Origin of the sequence: Nitrosococcus halophilus Nc 4 (genome assembly GCF_000024725.1) — a bacterium.
Taxonomy (GTDB): domain Bacteria; phylum Pseudomonadota; class Gammaproteobacteria; order Nitrosococcales; family Nitrosococcaceae; genus Nitrosococcus; species Nitrosococcus halophilus.
This window is the reverse complement of the sequence record NC_013960.1, coordinates 405,841-422,601: the sequence shown is the minus strand read 5'-3', so window position 1 is coordinate 422,601 and position 16,761 is coordinate 405,841. Positions and strand designations below refer to the sequence as shown.

Sequence of the window (16,761 nt, the reverse complement as noted above, 5' to 3'; positions counted from 1 at the left end):
GCTTCGAGCAAAGGGAGTTGGAAATGCTCCCCCAGGGACTATCAAGGGCTGGTCACAATAATATCCGCTCGATTCCCCCGTAATTGGCTTTTTCAATAAAGGCCTGCTGCCATCCCTCGCCTAAGCGATTATTAGCCAACTCCACCACGATATAATCGGTCTCAACGCCGGTGGCCCCGGCATAACGTTCCAAACCCTGTTGACAGGCCGGACAGGAAGTCAGCATTTTCACCTGGCCTGAAGTGGCCACTTCTTGCCCTGTTAACTGCTTGACTCCTTTTTTGATCTCTTCTTCCTTGCGGAACCGAACCTGGGTAGCAATATCAGGGCGGGCGGTCGCAAAAGTCCCGGCTTCGCCACAGCAACGATCGGAGAGGGTGACCTGCTGGCCTACCAGGCGGGAAGTCACCTCCAGGGGGGCATAGGATTTCATGGGCGTGTGGCAGGGATCATGGTACATATAACGGACCCCACTGACCCCTTCCAAGGAGAGCCCTTTCTCCATGAGAAATTCATGGATATCCAGCAAACGGCACCCTGGAAAAATCTGCTCGAATTGATACTTCAAGAGCTGATCCATGCAAGTGCCGCAGGAAACGATCACCGTCTTGATATCCAAATAATTGAGGGTGTTGGCGACCCGATGAAACAAGACCTGATTAGCGGTGGAGATGGCTTGCCCCTTCTTGGTATCGCCGCTAGAGGTCTGGGGATAACCGCAACACAGATACCCCGGCGGTAGGACCGTCTGTACCCCCACCTCATAGAGCATGGCTAAAGTCGCCAACCCCACCTGACTGAAAAGCCGCTCGGAGCCACAGCCGGGAAAATAAAACACGGCCTCGGCATCTTCGCTGGCTTTATGAGGGTTGCGCAAAATAGGAATCAGTTTATCGTCTTCCACCCCTAGCATGGCGCGGGTGGTCTGGGTAGGCAGCCCTCCCGGCATAGGTTTGCGCATGAAGTGGACGACTTGGGCCCGTATGGGGGTTTTCCCGGTGGTGGGGAGTGGGCGCTTTTTACCGTTGCCCAACAACCTCAGACGCTTAGCCCACCCATGGGCCAGGCGCTGGCCCTTATAGCCCCACTCAATCATGGCCTTGCGCATCAACTTGATGGTGGCCGGATCGGTGACATTCAAAAAGGCCATGGAAGCCCAGGCCCCCACATTGGCCCGCCGCCGCCCATGGGCCTTGAGAATGGAGCGCATCTTGATAGTGACATCGCCAAAGTCGATGTTCACTGGACAAGGGCTTTCGCACTTATGGCAGATAGTGCAGTGGTCGGCCACATCATTCATCTCCCCAAAGTGGCGCACGGAAATGCCCCGCCGGGTTTGTTCCTCATAGAGGAAAGCCTCAATCAAAAGGCCGGTGGCCAGAATCTTATCCCGGGGAGAATACAGCAAATTGGCCCGGGGAACGTGGGTGGTACAGACGGGCTTGCACTTACCGCAACGGAGGCAGTCCTTGATGTCATTATTCAGATCCCCCAACTCACTGGCTTCCAAGATAAGGGCTTCTTGCTCCAACAAGCGCAGGGAGGGAGTGTAGGCCCGCTCCAATCCGGAGCCCGGCAACAACTTGCCCCGGTTGAAGGCTCCGGTGGGATCTACTTCCATTTTATAACGGGCAAAGGCCTCGATTTCCTCCCTCGCCATGAACTGCATCTTGGTAATACCGATGCCATGCTCCCCGGAAATCACGCCCCCCAATTGCCCTGCCAAGACCATTACCCGCTCCACGATCCGCTCCGCCTCCCGCATCATGGCGTAATCATTGGAGTTCACCGGAATATTGGTGTGGACGTTGCCATCCCCCGCATGCATATGGGTGGCCACGAACAAACGGCTGGAGCGGATTTTGGCATGGAGGCGATCCAACTGCTCCCGCAAGCGGGCAAATTCCAGGCCCCCAAAAATCTCTTTAAGGGGCTGTTCCACTTCCCGCCGGTAGGAGATTCGCAGATCCCGCCGCTGCAACAGATCAAAGAGGGTATCCCCGGACCGTAACCGCTCCCGCGCGCCTTCATCCAAGAGGGATTCCGCTTCCTGGGCGGAACCATCTATCTGCGTCAGGATGGCCTGCCAACGATCCCGGACTTCTCTCAATTGGGTCCGGGCAGCTTCCCTCTTGGCGGCAATAATGGTCTCGCTCTCGTCACTTGCCTGGTGTTCCAACTCACTGGGGTGGAGTTCCGGCGGGTCTGAATCCAAGTACGCCAACACCGCCTCAATCATGGTCAGCTTATTGCTCGTGGATTGTTCGATATTGATCCGCTCAATGCCGTCGTTGTAGTCCGCGAGCTTTTCCAGAGGAATGACCACATCTTCATTGATCTTAAAGGCATTGGTATGGGCGGCAATGGCCGCGGTCCGGTTCCGGGCGGCCCAAAACCGGGCTCGGGCTTCGGGACTGACCGCCACAAAACCTTCGCCATCGCGGCCATTGGCCATCCGCACTACTTGCGAAGCGGCTTTGGCCACGGCGTCTTCGTCGTCGCCGGCGACATCAATCAAAAGCACCATCTTGGGCAGCTCGCGCCGGGGCGCCTTGGTGGAATAGTCCACCGCCCGCACATAACGCTCATCCAGGTGCTCCATTCCCGCCAGGACCACGCCCTCGCACCCATCCAGGTAATCCTTGGTCTCTACAATGGCCGGCACCGCCTGGCGCAGATGGGTGCCGAAAAACTCCAGGCACACGGTACGGATGAACTTGGGCATCCGATGCAAAATAAAGACGCCGGAGGTAATCAGCCCATCGCAGCCCTCCTTTTGAATCCCCGGCAACCCTGCCAAAGTCTTCCCTGTCACATCTTTGCCTAATCCCGGCTTGCGAAACGCCTTTCCCGGAATCCGCAGCACCTCGGGCTCACCCCGGAGAGTGCGACCGTCGGCCTCATAACGGGTAATGCGAAACTCCGCGAATTCCACCTCATGGATTTTGCCAAGATTATGATTGAGCCGCTCCACCTCTAGCCATAAGCCCTCGGGAGTCACCAAGCGCCAAGACACCAAATTATCCAAAGTAGTCCCCCAAAGGACGGCCTTCTTCCCCCCCGCATTCATGGCAATGTTGCCGCCTATGGTGGAAGCATCCTGGGAGGTGGGGTCCACGGCAAAGGCCAAGCCCTTCGCCGCGGCCTGCTCCGAGACCCGCTTGGTAATGACCCCCGCCTCCGCCCGAAGGGTGGGCACTTGGCCCTCCACGCCGGGTAACCAGCGTTCTGTGACTTCACCCAAATCTTCCAGTTTTTCGGTATTGACCACCACACTGTCCGGGGTTAAGGGAACCGCCCCTCCGGTGTAACCGGTACCCCCTCCCCGGGGAATCACGGTCAATCCCAAATCGACGCAAGCCTTGATCACCGCGGCCATCTCCGCCTCGCTATCGGGGGTCACCACCGCCAGGGGCAACTCCACCCGCCAATCCGTGGCATCGGTCATGTGGGCCACCCGGGCATAGCCGTCAAAGTGGAGATTATGGCGGGCTGTGGTCCGGGCCAATCGGCGCCGCGCCTGCCGGTGCCGTTCCCTGAGATCCAGTAATTCCCGTTCGAATTTGAGCACCGCCTGACGGGCCTGTTCCACCAGGCGCAAAGCCAGCGCATTGCCCTCGGCGCGGGCCTGGATCTGATCCAGCCGATGGTGCAGCGCATGGCGGAGAGACTGCCAACGCTTACGATTCTCGATAAGATCCTCCTGAATGAAGGGATTGCGCGAGATCACCCACATATCCCCCAAGACTTCAAACAGCATCCGCGCCGAACGTCCGGTACGGCGTTGACCCCGCAACTCTTCGATGACCGTCCAGAGTTCTTCACCCAGGAAACGGATCACGATTTCGCGGTCAGAAAAGGAAGTGTAGTTATAGGGAATCTCACGTATCCGATCAGGCATATCCATAATCTTTATCTATCACCGAGGCTGGGAAAATCTGAGTAAAATAGTGAGTTATTTTAACATGCCAAGTGGGCTCTTTCCGGCGCCCTCTCGCGGTTTTTAATCTAAAATATCGGGGCTTTCGGCCCGCCCCATCAGGGCTCAAAATTTTGCCGGGGCGCTGAACGCCTGGATTTTTCACCACCAAGACACAAAGAACACGAAGATGATGAGGTCTTAGCAATGACCTTGCTACGAGGAGGCGCCAATAAACACTGTAGGCCGGATTAAGCGTCGCGTATCCGGCAAAACAATGCGGTGATCCCGTGAATTTACCGGGGTTAGCATGATGACCGAGACCAAACCTATGACAGAAAAAACCACGCCCCCCGGAAGACCCCTGGAAATACGAATTCGGATTACCTACCCAAGAGCGGCTCCGGAAAAAGCCTCCTCTCAAAACCAGGGGAAGGCTCTTGGAAAAGAATACTCTCCGTGGGTTGTCTCCCTTGTCCTGTTCTTCCTTATGGGAGGACTGTTGATCTTCCTCTACGCCCATTTCCAAGATCCGGCAGGAAAGCCAGGGTTAGTCCTAGAGCCCCAGATTGCCCCTGAAGGGAGTGGAAATTTAATCGCCCAAGAGGCGCCTTCATCCAACGGTCTTCATTCGCCACCCGAGGCCGTCGCCTCAGCCCCCTATAATAAAGAAGATTTTTTTCAAAAATTAGAAACTTTCCAAACAGAGCCTCCTAAGGAAACACTGCCCACTGTGACCCCTGCCCCGAAGAAGGCCCCCACAGAAACAAAATTAAAAGAAAGGGTAGAGGCCCGCGCCTCCCGCCAGGAGCAAAATCCCTCAATCCCAAAAACGCTTCCCCCGAGAACGGATAAACCTGGAACCATCTCGGAAGAAAAACAACCCCAACTCGCTTTAGTCGAGCCGGAAACAGGGATAATACGGGCCCAATTCACCACCGGCATAAAAAAGCGGGAACCCATCGATGAAGCAGGCCCAGTCATCCTGGCTAAAAAAGACTTAACGCGTCTCTACTACTTTACTGAAGTGAAAGGCATGGCGGGGGAAACCCTTATCCACCGCTGGGAACATGAAGGAGAGGTCATGGCTAAAGTTCGCTTCCCCATTGGCGGCGATCCATGGCGCACCTACTCTAGCAAATATCTTACCCCGGCCATGACGGGCCAGTGGCGGGTCGTAGTGACCGACTCAAAGAACACCCCCCTCCATGCCAGCCGCTTTGTTTATCGAAGCCCTTGAGAAAGATTTTTGTAAGTCTTCATAGAAAAAGCGGCAACGACCGAGCGGAGCAAAACCAGGGTTGTTTAATGCTGACCTGCACCATTTGTAGGGGCGGCTTTAGCCGCGCGTTGATCCCGAATGCGCTTGGCGGCTAAAGCCGCCCCTACCCTAATTTTCAATAGCAATAGTCCCTATTTCTCTCAGGGAGGGACACAAGCTAACAAGAAGCCCCTCAACCACTGCGCCACCGCAACGAACCCTAAAAAATGCTACCAAAAGACTTCAGAATCCGCCCCTTTGCTCCGCCTGGCCACGGTCCACGATATGATTGTCTCCCGGCTCCCACTGCACGACCTGGGGGGACTCTCCCTGTTCCTGGCGCTTGATGCACTTCCATTCAATGGGGGTCTCGGGGGGCAGATTGGGGATCCATCCAGTCCAGGTGGGATAAGGGCCATCCGGTTCCAGTTTGATGGCTTTGCCCGGTTCCCAAGCGCCTAGTTCATCCACATTGCCCACCACATAGACGCTGATGCCCGGCACCGTGTGACCATTCTCGCAGACGAAATGGAGAGGTTGCGCCGGAGCTTCCTGGAGGAAGTCGAAGCGGGGATGGGCCGGATCGGCTTCGTTGAAGGTGACTTCGTAAACTCCAGGACTACGGGCCGGGAAGTTGGGGCCATCCTGCTGGCCATCCTGCCCCCAGTTGACGGTCCATGCCCCATCGGCGGCAAATTTGTATTGTTCCTGATAGAGGGTGATACGACCCTGCCAGATCTTGCCTGTGCAGGAGGTCAAAGTCCGTTGGGGATCCGCCGGGTTCCAGCCATTCCCCTCCCCCGGCACGCTGATGGAGCGGTAGGTGCTGGTACAAGGTGGAGATTCTTTTAATTTGAAGGCAAATTGCCGGGACTGGTTGACAGGCAAGAGTCCGGATTTGGCCAGGACCCTCCCCTGGCTTCCCTTCATCCAGCCGGTCTCATGTTGCTGAAATTCAGTCAAGGAGGCCCGTTTTGGCAGTGGAGTCCCATTGAGCTGTACAGCTTCGGCCTCTTTCTCTGTGACCAGTTCAATGGTCACATTTCTGGAGCTAGGGGCACCGGCATAGGTGCCTTCCGCGGCGGCAACCATCACCGAAAGGACCTCCGCCCCCGTCCGCAACTGGGAAATCCGGGTGGTTCGGACCGCGCCCTCCTGATAAGCCAGGGTCTTACCGTCATCTTCAAAGAGGGTAAATTGGGTTTCTGCCCCTTCCTCGACCGGGAAAACCCGCACCTGAAGATTCGGGTCCATGGGGCCATCGCGACGCTCCCCGAGGGCATTGAGGATTTTCTCATCTACTGGCATCAGGGGAATGAGGGCTCCGGCCCGGGCATATAGGGGCAACCGGAGGACTCCATTCCGTTGCACCGGGACTTTAGGGAGCCACATTCCTGAACTGGCGATCTTCCGCCCGCTGTGCCAATCGAACCAGGTGCCCTGGGGGAGATACACATCCCGCTCCGTTTCTCCGTGCTCGGCCACCATGGCCGCCAAGAGATCGCGACCGATGAGCTTTTCATGACCCAGGCTGCGGACATTAGGGTCGCTTTGGTAATACATCACCAAGGGCGGCATGACCGGTTCACCGTAAAGATAGGCCCGATGGGCCAGGGAGTATAGATAAGGAATGAGGCGATAGCGGAGGCGGGTATTTTCCAGGTTGCTGTGGAGATCTCCGATTCGATCCGGGGCGGTTTCCTTACAATTGCAGAGATTCTCCACGTGGGGCCGGCCGGGGATATCGAACATCATCCCGTAGGCATACCACTGGGTGTACATCTCGTTAAGATCCCCCTCCAAATTTCGGTGAAAACCCCCGATATCCGCGCCGTAATAATCAATCCCCGAAAAGGACATGTGCATCTGATTGGCGGCATGAGCCGCTAGACTACTCAAACGGGAAGAGATGTCTCCGGACCACATGGCCGCCCCAAAGCGCTGAATACCCGCGGTGCCCGAGCGGGACATCATGAACGGCCGCTGCTGGACTTGGTGGCGCTGGTAACCCCGGTAAATTCCCCGTAACCAGCGGAAATTGAAAATATTGTGAGCATCGGCATGGCGGCCTGCCCCATACCCCGCCTCTGGACTAAAGAATTCTGGCTCCCCCAGGTCGGTCCAATGGCCGATTACCCCCGATTCAATCAATTTTTGCCGTTCGTCATCATGCCAGAAGCGAGCGCAACCCTCATCGGTGTAATCGATCATGCTGCCGCAACCAAAAAAACCACATAGAAAAACGGGCTCGGGACTGCCGGGGCGGTGCTTCACCAAACAGCCTTCTGCTTGGAGTTTTTGGTGCTCCGGGAGGGAAGCGCAGACATAGGCTTCTTCAATGAGCATAATCCCCACCTGGTGCTGATTCCGGAGGGTAGCCATGGTGTCTGCGGGGGCGGGAAAGGCTCCCCGGTCAAAATCCAGAGAGCCCATCCGGCATTCCCCGGTCACATCCGGGATTCCCCCGAACCATTGCAAATCCAGCACAAAGCCATCCAAGGGAAACTTATGGCTGCGCAGGGAATTCAGCTTTCCCATGAGTTCATCCCAATGATCGTAGCCATACTCGGATATCCAGAGGCCAAACATCCGTTTGGGGGGCACCGGCGGATGGCCCACCAAGTCCATATAATCCCGGCGCAGATCCAGAAGATCCGGGCCCGTCATCAGGTAAAACCGGATCACCTCCCCGAACATCTCCACCTGCCATTGGGAGTCGCCGCGAAAGTCCCAACGTTGCTTATAGGTGTTATCTAAAAAGAGGGCGTAATTTTCATAGCTCGCCCCATTGACCGCATAGAGGACCGGAATTTGGGTGTTGCCATTGGCCCCCCCGTTGAACCCGGCCATGACATTGCCAAACTCACCTCCTTCCCGAACCCGACCGTCCCAATCAATGTCACTGGTGCCCGGTTCCACAAATTGCTGCCCCAGGCCATAGACATCCAGCTCTGGGGTGCGGGTGAAGACCAATCCCTTAAACTCTTGATCCAGGTTCAAGGGATGAAAAGTGGTCAACACCTTATCGTTACGGGATCTATCGATGACCGTCACCAAAAGCGTACGGGGCTCAATCACAAGACGCACTTCCTGCGTTTCAATGACCGTGTCCCCTTCCTGATTAAATTGGGTGGGGCCAGTAAAATCCGTCCCACAGACCACCTCTGGGACGGCCTCTCCTTCCTGGCAAACCATGTCGGTGGTGATCAGAGGTTGGTCGGTCACTGGTCCTGCACCTGGGCCATATTCGAAATGCAAGAGGTCATCGTCTAACCACTCTACCAGGAGATAATTCCCCTCCGCTTCGAATTTGAGCCGCTGGACTTCAGCCAGCGCCAGGGAGGAACAACACAGGAGCAGGAGAGTAGCGGCGATTCGCCACCAAAGAGAGATAGAGGGGTTCACGGCCTTTTCCCTTCGTTGTCAGCAGTGGATTTTTTGCTTAGTGAAGAAAGTATAGGCTCCAAACCCAGGCAATGCTTTACCTGCTTTTTGCTAAACTAACGAAAGTAAATTCCAGAACAACTTCAAAGACCGTAGAGACAATTAGCAGAGCAAGGGGGACAAAACATTTATGGGTATGAGTTTGGGTACGGCCGATGATCTCGGTAAGCTGATTTTACGGCTCACGCTGGGCATTTTGATCCTCTTCCATGGGATCGGCAAAATCACCCATGGCATCAGTGGTATCGAAGAGATGGTGCAAGGGATCGGTCTGCCACCCTCCGCCGCCTATGGTGTTTACCTCGGCGAGATTGGCGGACCCCTCCTGTTATTGCTCGGCTGGTATGCCCGCGTTGGCGCCGGATTGATCGCCATCAACATGCTCTTTGCCATTTTTTTGGCTCACCGCCCGGAACTTCTCAATCTGACCCCCCAGGGCGGTTGGGCCTTGGAATTGCAGGGGATGTTTTTGTTGACCGCCCTGGCCTTGACTCTCACCGGTCCCGGCCGCTTTAGCCTCAACAATCGCTAACGACTGCACTGGGCGCGACCCTAGTGGGTGCTAGGGTAGCGCCCTCAAGTCGGATGGATGATCAAATGTCGTTGGGGCTCACTGCCCACGCTTTCTGCCGTGAGACGGTGGCGGGCGGCAAGGCGGTGCTGCAACTTCCGCATCGACGCCGGACGGGGTAATAAAGCCACCGTGACTCCCTCTTCCATCACTCGCTTGATAGCGGCTTCCGCCTCGCCCACGGCAGCATCCACCTCGTCCCTTGGCATCCCATGGAGGATGTTAAACACATTCTGCAATAGGCGCCGAATTTGAGCCGTGGTGTTCTTTTTTACCACGTAAAGGGGCAACTGGGTCGCTTGGAGTATCCGCCGTAAGCGGGCATCTTCAGCCCGGGAGCGGAGCGCCAATATGAAATCCGCTTGATCTGGACGCTTGACTGTCCGGGCCTCCAGACGCAAATCCCGGATGACCCGCTCTACCGTATCGCGGCTCAGGGCATAGGGATGAATCCGTACCCACCCTGTCTGGTTTATCGTCGATACTTGCCTAGGCGACTCCTGGGGAGGCGGTTCTTCAGGAAGGAAAACTACTTCCCCCTGGGGAGAGCGCCGTATGCCACCGGGGTCAAGGCCCCGCAGCAACTTATCTACGGCACCGGCCGTATCGGGATGGACGATTACCGCCTCCCGATCCACAATTTCTACCACCGCATCAAAGGTGGGGGGAGCCTTGCGCTCATTAATGGTCTTTTGAGTCCCCCGCAGCCGGGCCTCATCGTCACCTAGGGTAACGGTCTGAACTCCCCCCACCAAATCGGCTAAAGTGGGGTTCATCACCAGATTTTCTAAGGTATTGCCATGGGCGGTTCCAATGAGCTGCACCCCCCGTTCGGCAATGGTCCGGGCCGCCGTGGCCTCGGCCCCGGTCCCGATCTCGTCCACGATAATGACCTCCGGCATATGGTTTTCCACCGCCTCGATCATGACCCCATGCTGACGCTCGGGATGGGGCACTTGCATCCGGCGGGCACTGCCAATGGCCGGATGGGGAATATCGCCATCACCGGCGATTTCATTAGAGGTATCAATGATGATCACCCGCTTGCCGAATTCGTCGGCCAGCACCCGTGCGATTTCCCGTAAGCGGGTCGTTTTGCCCACCCCTGGCCGTCCCAGGAGCAGTAGGCTCGCCCCCCGCTCAATAAGATCCCGGATGGAATCAATCGTTCCCGTCACCGCCCGTCCTACTCGAAGGGTCAAGCCAATGATCTTTCCACGGCGGTTACGCAAACAGGAGATGCGGTGCAAAGTCCCCTCGATACCGGCCCGATTATCGGCACTAAACTCGCCGACTGAGGCGACCACCTGCTCTAAATCTGCGGGGCTCACAGGGTCTGCGGACAAATTAACCGTTTGCCCAGAAAAACGGGCCTGGGGCGAACGCCCCACATCCATGATAATTTCCAAAAGATGTTGCTGCGGCAGCCCCTGCAAGACGGTGCGGAGACTGCGGGGCAAAATCCCTATGAGCTGTTGTAAATCGTCAGTAGAGTTCTGCAAATTCAATGAATTACATTTAGTCTTGTCTTATTTTTGTGACCAATCCCCTTGGCTAAGGTTCCCACTTCCCAACACCTTGAGGCAAGGATCGATCCCGGCCTCCATCAGCGGATCAACAGCTCAGCATGACTCAGTATAATTTTCTATGATTTGACTATATAGTTATAGGGATCAGCCGCTTCTCCTTCCAGAGAATCTCAATGTAGAGAGGAGGCCCTTTTTCCAGCATGGAGATACCTATGAATCTGCACATGGAGAAAAGTAACGGGACAGTAGTCCTTTATATCAAGGAAAAACGCCTAGATGCCCACAACTCAGGAGAATTAAAAGACCGAATGCTAGAGCTAGGGGAAAATGGAAAAATTCACCTGGTGGTGGATTTAGCAGAGGTCCGGTTTATTGACAGTTCCGGCCTTGGCGCATTGCTCTCTGGCCATAAAAATACTAGCCTCCGGAATGGAAGCTTTAAATTGTGTGGTCTTCAATCCCAGGTGCAATCCATGTTCGAACTTACCCGTTTTGCACCGGGTCTTTGATATCTATCCTTCTGTTCAGGAAGCCCTCGGCAGCAACTAGCAGCGAGGTTGCCATGTGTAATGGGGATATTCAATTAGACATCGTGGTCCCAAATAAAACCTGCTATCTCGGTTTTATTGGAGAAATCGGCGAAAAAGTTGCTGAAGAGCTGGATCGCTATAGCGGTGACCGCAAAGCCCTCGCCTACCATCTTAATCTGGCCTTGACCGAAGCCCTAGTCAATGCGATTGAGCATGGGAATACGGGGGACAGTGAGCAAACCGTCCATGTCACCATTCAGGTTTTACCCGATCAATTATGCATCAAAGTTTATGACCACGGGCAGGGCTTTGACCTTGACCGGGTGAAAACGCCCGACCTAGAAGATCCTGGGGAACGGGGCCGCGGCATTTTTTTGATCAAGTCCATCATGGATTCTGTGAGCTACCATAAAATTAATGGAGGGAATGTGTTAGAAATGAGAAAAATTCTTGATTGAGCCCCTTAATCCTCAATCTCCCCTATCATGAAAAGCTGTTTTAAAAAATAGCAATTCCGTGCTGAGATCAGGCGAGGCGTGTTTAAAAAGCGTAGTGTATGCGCTCATACATGGGCATCGCAAAACGTGCCTCAACACCGTATCGGCGCTACTAAATATTTTTAAAACGGCTTCTGAAAGGGCTTTGCAATTCATGCCCTGATATAGTGAAATAGGGCAACAATCATAATACCCATATCTGCCGCCGTATTCTTATGAAAATTTTTGTGGAAGTCCGTGAATCCCAAGGCACCTACAGCGATTATGAACAAAAACTGATTGAAATTCATTCACTCTTAGATAAACAAAAAAAAATCCACGAAAAACGATTTCTTAAAACGCTCTCCAGTTTACTCATTACGCCTGACTCTTTTTTGCTCTCCGTTCCTAGCTACCGCCTCGCCCCCCTGATAACCCAATTTTTTACCATCATTGGCGCACGTGAAACCGAAATTGCAGCCCACTGCCTACCCTTCCCGGAGAAAACCGGCACCTTGGTGCTGATAAGTTCCCCCGATGCTTCCTATCTGATTGCTTCCCTCAAGGCCTTACAAGAATCGCAAGACTTAACCTTTGAAATAATGGCCCACCATGTCTTGATGATAAAACGCCAGGGCCAGGAAATTATTGATTTAAAGGCAGGCAGCGAATTAGGCCCCAAAGAATCATTGATTCTTCTGAAACTCGAAGAAACCGATAAAGAACATTTACAAAACTTTACGGCTTGTATTGAGAAAATATTCTCGCAAGCTTTAAACGTTCAAAGAAATAAAGAATCTCTGGCCGCCAAACTGAGTCAATTAGAACAGGCTTCGGTTTTTCAACCCTGGCGGAATTTCCTCGGCTGGATTCGAGAAGGTGCTTTTATTCCCTTTTCCTATCATTGTTTCATAGTCAACTCTCAAGCTGACGGAGAATTCCATCTCCAAGAAAATGAACGGTTGGGTTTGTCCCTTGATTCCTTGTTGGGTTCTTTAACCACAAAGGCAAACCTCTCTCCTTTACTGGCGATCTTAGGCCCTGAGGAGGTTCAGCGAGAATTCCCCGTACTCGTCCAGCAAACGGCAATAAAAAGCGCTCTTTATCGCTCCGAGCCCCTGGTTTATCTTGGATTTCAAGAGCCCTTAGAAAAAGGAAAACACAAGGAGCACGCTTTTATCGGCTTATTCTCTGAAACGGCGCTTGCAGGCACGGCGATGAATATCCCGGCGTTGCGGAACAAAGTGGAACAAAGCTTAAAACAGTTACACGTGCCTACCGCTGGTCATGAGTACGATAAGCTGATTGAGCTGTTCAATCTTTTCCCTAAGGTAGAGCTATTTTTTATGGGCGAGATACAATTGCAAATCATTGCCCGCTCCTTACTGTCCTTTCTCTATCGCTCTGACCTTGTCAAGCTGCTTATTCTTGCCAGTCCTAGCCCGACGAGAATTGCCACCCTCGTTCTTATCCCCCAAGATTTTTTTGATGAGTCCCATTTAAGCGACATTGAAGCCTACCTCTGTCGCGCCTTCACCGGAAGGCTTGAAAATTCCCAGGTCATCCGAGGAACCCGCAATCATTATGTAGGTTTGCACTTGACTTTCCTGCCCCAACAAAAGGAAGTCCATATTCCTATTAACCGGCTGGAAAATACGCTCTCCCAAATTGCCAAACCCTGGGATTATAAGCTCCAGTTATTGCTGCAACAGGCCATGGGAAAGGAACAGGGAGAAGTTTTATGGAATAAATACCGCAGGGGGTTTTCTCCGGAATATCGGGCACTCATCCCCCCCCAGGCGGCGCTGCAAGATATCAAGGGCCTAGAACACGTCTTGGAGACGGAGCAGCAATTCATCGATTTGTGGGACTCCCGTTACGAACTACCGAAGGAACATTATCGTCTTCAGTTTTATAGCTCCCGGGAAAGTTTTCTCGATGAGCTCATGCCCGTGCTGGAAAATTTGGGTTTAAGGGTGATCGATCAGGTTCGATTTGCCCTCAAGGTGGAAAATCGAGGGCTTTTTATTAAAAGCTTTTCTGTGAAAGTGACCAGAGACACAGCCAAACCCCTTTCTTCCCTGCGCGCCCCTCTTCTGGACGCTTTGACGGCTTTGTTTCGCGGCGAAGTCGATAATGATCCCCTGAATGAGCTACTGGTACTGACCGGGCTCTCCTGGAAGGAAATCGATATATTCCGTAGCTATCGGAATTATTACTTCCAACTGGGGACGCCTTTTACCCTCTCTCGCTTCCACCAGTCCCTCAGCCATAATCCCCAGGTGGCCTTGCTCCTATGCCGCTATTTTGAGGCCCGATTTCGTCCCGATCCCCGTTGGGAGGACCCGATGCGGCGGGAAGAAGAAGGACTGCTTCCCATCCGTCTGGAGCTGGCTACCGCCCTCAAGTCGGTCACCAATGTCAATGAAGACCGTATTCTGCGGACCTTGTTTAACCTCATTGATGCTACCGTGCGCACCAACTTCTACCGCAGGCAGACCCAAAAGGATTATTTCCTTGCTTTTAAAATTAGCAGCTTAGGCGTGATTGATATGCCCACCCCTAGGCCCATGTATGAAATCTACATCCACTCGGCGGCCATGGAAGGGATTCACCTGCGCGGTGGACACGTGGCCCGCGGCGGGCTGCGTTGGTCGGATCGCCCGGATGATTTTCGCACCGAGATCCTCGGGTTGATGCAGACTCAAATGATGAAAAATGCCCTTATCGTACCGGTGGGAGCTAAAGGAGGCTTTATCGTAAAACGTCCCTTTAGCACCCGTGAGGAAGGGGCCAGGCTGTCGAAACAGGCCTACATCACCTTCATTCAAGGGCTCCTCGACCTTACCGACAACCGGCAAGGGGACGCCATTGTCCGTCCGCCCAAAATCGTCGCCTATGACGAAGCCGACCCTTATCTGGTGGTTGCCGCCGATAAGGGCACGGCCCATCTCCCCGATACCGCCAATGAAGTGGCGAAGCAATATCATTTCTGGCTTGGCGACGCTTTCGCCAGTGGCGGCGCTTTTGGCTACCATCATAAAAAACTGGGGATCACCGCCCGGGGCGCCTGGGAGTGCGTGAAGCGGCATTTCCGTGAACTGGATCAGGATATTCAAACCCAACCCTTTACCGCGGTAGGCGTTGGCAGCATGGACGGGGATGTGTTCGGCAATGGCATGCTGCTCTCCCGTCAAACACGCTTGCGGGCCGCCTTTGGGGCCGCCCATATCTTTATTGATCCCGACCCAGACCCGGAAGTTTCCTATAAAGAGCGGAAACGATTATTTGAACTACCGGGGTCCTCCTGGGATGACTATGACAGAACCCTCATTTCCGAGGGAGGAGGAGTTTATTCCCGCCAGGACAAGGATATCCCCCTTTCCCCTCAGGTCCGCCAGTGGCTCAACACCCGGCACCGATTCATGGATGGCGAAGGACTGATTCGCTTGCTCCTCACCGCCCCGGCTGATCTCCTCTGGTTCGGCGGCATTGGCACCTATGTTAAGGCAAGCACGGAAAAGCATCTGGATGTGGGGGACCGGGCCAATGACTCGGTTCGGGTCGACGCCTCCCAAGTACAAGCCCGGGTCGTGGGTGAAGGGGCCAATCTGGGCTTTACCCAGAAGGGGCGTACCGAATACGCCCTGGGGGGTGGCCATATCAACACGGACGCTATCGATAACTCCGGGGGGGTGGATCTTTCCGACCATGAGGTGAACCTCAAAATCCTTTTTAATCATTTAAGGGAAAAAGGAATCATCACTTCCTGGGAAGAACAGAACCAGTGCCTGGAAAAGGTCAAGGAAGAAGTGTGCCAACAGGTGCTGGCAAACAACTACAGCCAGAGCCTATGCTTGTCCCTGGATCGGCAGCGCTGCCTACGGGACCTGGAACCTTTCATGGAGGTGGCGAATCGCCTAGAAAATGCAGGGTTGCTGGATCGTCTTGCCGATGCATTTCCCCACCACAAGGAAGTCCTGGCGCGACATGGTGAAGGTTTAACCCGCCCGGAGTTGGCGGTTTTAATGTCCTATAGCAAAATGCAACTTTACCAAATCCTATTAGAGCAGCCAGATTTTTTGTCTTCGCTATTTCTGCAAGAATTTGTCGTCCGTTATTTTCCACAGGCGATAACCGACCAGTTTGGTAACCAACTATACGATCATCCCCTCGCCAAGGAAATTACGGCCACCATCTTGTGCAACACGATTATTGATCACGCAGGCTGCACCTTTCTTACCTGGATAGAAGAATTAAAAGGTACCGCCATCACCACGCTTGTGGTCACTTATTTGACCTTTGATAAAGTGCTGGCAGGTGAGGCTCTGCGTGCCCAAATCTATGCATTAGATAACATTATTCCGAGCGCTCGCCAACATGCGCTGTTGTTACAGCTTGAGGATACTTTGGCCAGTTTCTGCCACTGGACGGTGAGTCAAGACAAACCCATTACCCCCCGTGAAGAAACCCTCTCCTCCCTCCATGATCACTTAGCACAGTATGAGCAACACCAAGAACAAAATTTATCCGAATCCGAGCGCCGGCTTTTTTCGGAAAAGCTCAAGGAGCTACAAGAAGAAGGTTTTACAGCAGCACTTGCTCGCCGCATTGCCCTTTGGGATCGTCTCACCGATTTTCCCCTCCTAGTCGATCTCGTCAATGAGTCGGGAGAAGAATTTACCACTGTGGTGAGCGCTTATGAAGGAGTCTCCAATTATTTAGGCTACCCGGATATCAAGGATCTACTGAGCCGGGTGCCGGTGCGTGACCGCTGGGAACGCAGAGCGCAAACCACCTTTAGGGAACGATTCAGGGCTTATCTAGCAACCTTGACTTTGGCAATACTCGCCACGCCGGATCGCAGCATGGCGACTTTTTTTGCTGCCCAAGATCGGCAACAAAAATTATTGAAGTACCAAAGACTGCTGGAAGAACTGCAGGAAACCTCGCCCACGGATCTGCTACCTTTTACAGTACTGAATAGCCAATTAGAGTCCCTAGTGCGAGCCTAAATCACCTTTATTTTGA

8 protein-coding genes are annotated in these 16,761 nt (G+C 53.9%); 5 read left to right on the top strand and 3 right to left on the bottom strand.

The window, feature by feature from the left end; translation table 11 throughout:
• Positions 1-52: 52 nt before the first annotated feature.
• A complete protein-coding gene (locus NHAL_RS02005) occupies positions 53-3,901 on the bottom strand; it encodes a DUF3683 domain-containing protein (RefSeq protein ID WP_041355321.1) in 3,849 nt (1,282 codons plus the stop codon).
• Between the two features lie 328 nt (positions 3,902-4,229).
• Between NHAL_RS02005 and NHAL_RS19570 the strand changes: the two genes are divergently transcribed.
• Positions 4,230-5,159, top strand: a complete 930-nt coding sequence (locus NHAL_RS19570) for a DUF2914 domain-containing protein (protein WP_083761350.1) — start codon at positions 4,230-4,232, stop codon at positions 5,157-5,159.
• A gap of 264 nt (positions 5,160-5,423) precedes the next feature.
• On the opposite strand, the gene NHAL_RS01995 is transcribed toward NHAL_RS19570, so the two are convergent.
• On the bottom strand, positions 5,424-8,585 hold the full coding sequence (locus NHAL_RS01995; RefSeq protein ID WP_013031496.1) for a TIM-barrel domain-containing protein: 3,162 nt from the start codon (positions 8,583-8,585) through the stop codon (positions 5,424-5,426).
• A gap of 169 nt (positions 8,586-8,754) precedes the next feature.
• Here NHAL_RS01995 and NHAL_RS01990 point away from each other — a divergent pair, with 169 nt between their 5' ends.
• Positions 8,755-9,156 carry a DoxX family protein gene (locus NHAL_RS01990; protein WP_013031495.1) on the top strand — a complete coding sequence of 134 codons (402 nt, stop codon included), beginning with the start codon at positions 8,755-8,757 and terminating at the stop codon, positions 9,154-9,156.
• A 44-nt stretch (positions 9,157-9,200) separates the two neighbouring features.
• Here NHAL_RS01990 and NHAL_RS01985 read toward each other — a convergent pair whose 3' ends face one another.
• A complete protein-coding gene (locus tag NHAL_RS01985; RefSeq protein WP_013031494.1) occupies positions 9,201-10,703 on the bottom strand; it encodes a R3H domain-containing nucleic acid-binding protein in 1,503 nt (500 codons plus the stop codon).
• A gap of 221 nt (positions 10,704-10,924) precedes the next feature.
• On the opposite strand from NHAL_RS01985, the gene NHAL_RS01980 reads away from it, so the two are divergent.
• From NHAL_RS01980 to NHAL_RS01970, 3 genes are all read left to right on the top strand, one after another.
• Positions 10,925-11,233 (top strand): STAS domain-containing protein, encoded by a 309-nt coding sequence (locus NHAL_RS01980; RefSeq protein WP_238985416.1) that lies wholly within the window; start codon positions 10,925-10,927, stop codon positions 11,231-11,233.
• A 53-nt stretch (positions 11,234-11,286) separates the two neighbouring features.
• On the top strand, positions 11,287-11,712 hold the full coding sequence (locus NHAL_RS01975) for an ATP-binding protein (RefSeq protein WP_013031492.1): 426 nt from the start codon (positions 11,287-11,289) through the stop codon (positions 11,710-11,712).
• Between the two features lie 254 nt (positions 11,713-11,966).
• Entirely contained in the window at positions 11,967-16,745 is a 4,779-nt protein-coding gene (locus tag NHAL_RS01970; RefSeq protein WP_013031491.1) for an NAD-glutamate dehydrogenase, read from the top strand.
• Positions 16,746-16,761: the final 16 nt, after the last annotated feature.

Bases quoted from the DNA above. Each gene is read 5' to 3' on its own strand.
- NHAL_RS01970 (WP_013031491.1), top strand. From the start codon at position 11,967: ATGAAAATTTTTGTGGAAGTCCGTGAATCCCAAGGCACCTACAGCGAT.
- NHAL_RS02005 (WP_041355321.1), bottom strand. From the start codon at position 3,901: ATGCCTGATCGGATACGTGAGATTCCCTATAACTACACTTCCTTTTCT.
- NHAL_RS19570 (WP_083761350.1), top strand. From the start codon at position 4,230: ATGATGACCGAGACCAAACCTATGACAGAAAAAACCACGCCCCCCGGA.
- NHAL_RS01975 (WP_013031492.1), top strand. From the start codon at position 11,287: ATGTGTAATGGGGATATTCAATTAGACATCGTGGTCCCAAATAAAACC.
- NHAL_RS01990 (WP_013031495.1), top strand. From the start codon at position 8,755: ATGGGTATGAGTTTGGGTACGGCCGATGATCTCGGTAAGCTGATTTTA.
- NHAL_RS01980 (WP_238985416.1), top strand. From the start codon at position 10,925: ATGGAGATACCTATGAATCTGCACATGGAGAAAAGTAACGGGACAGTA.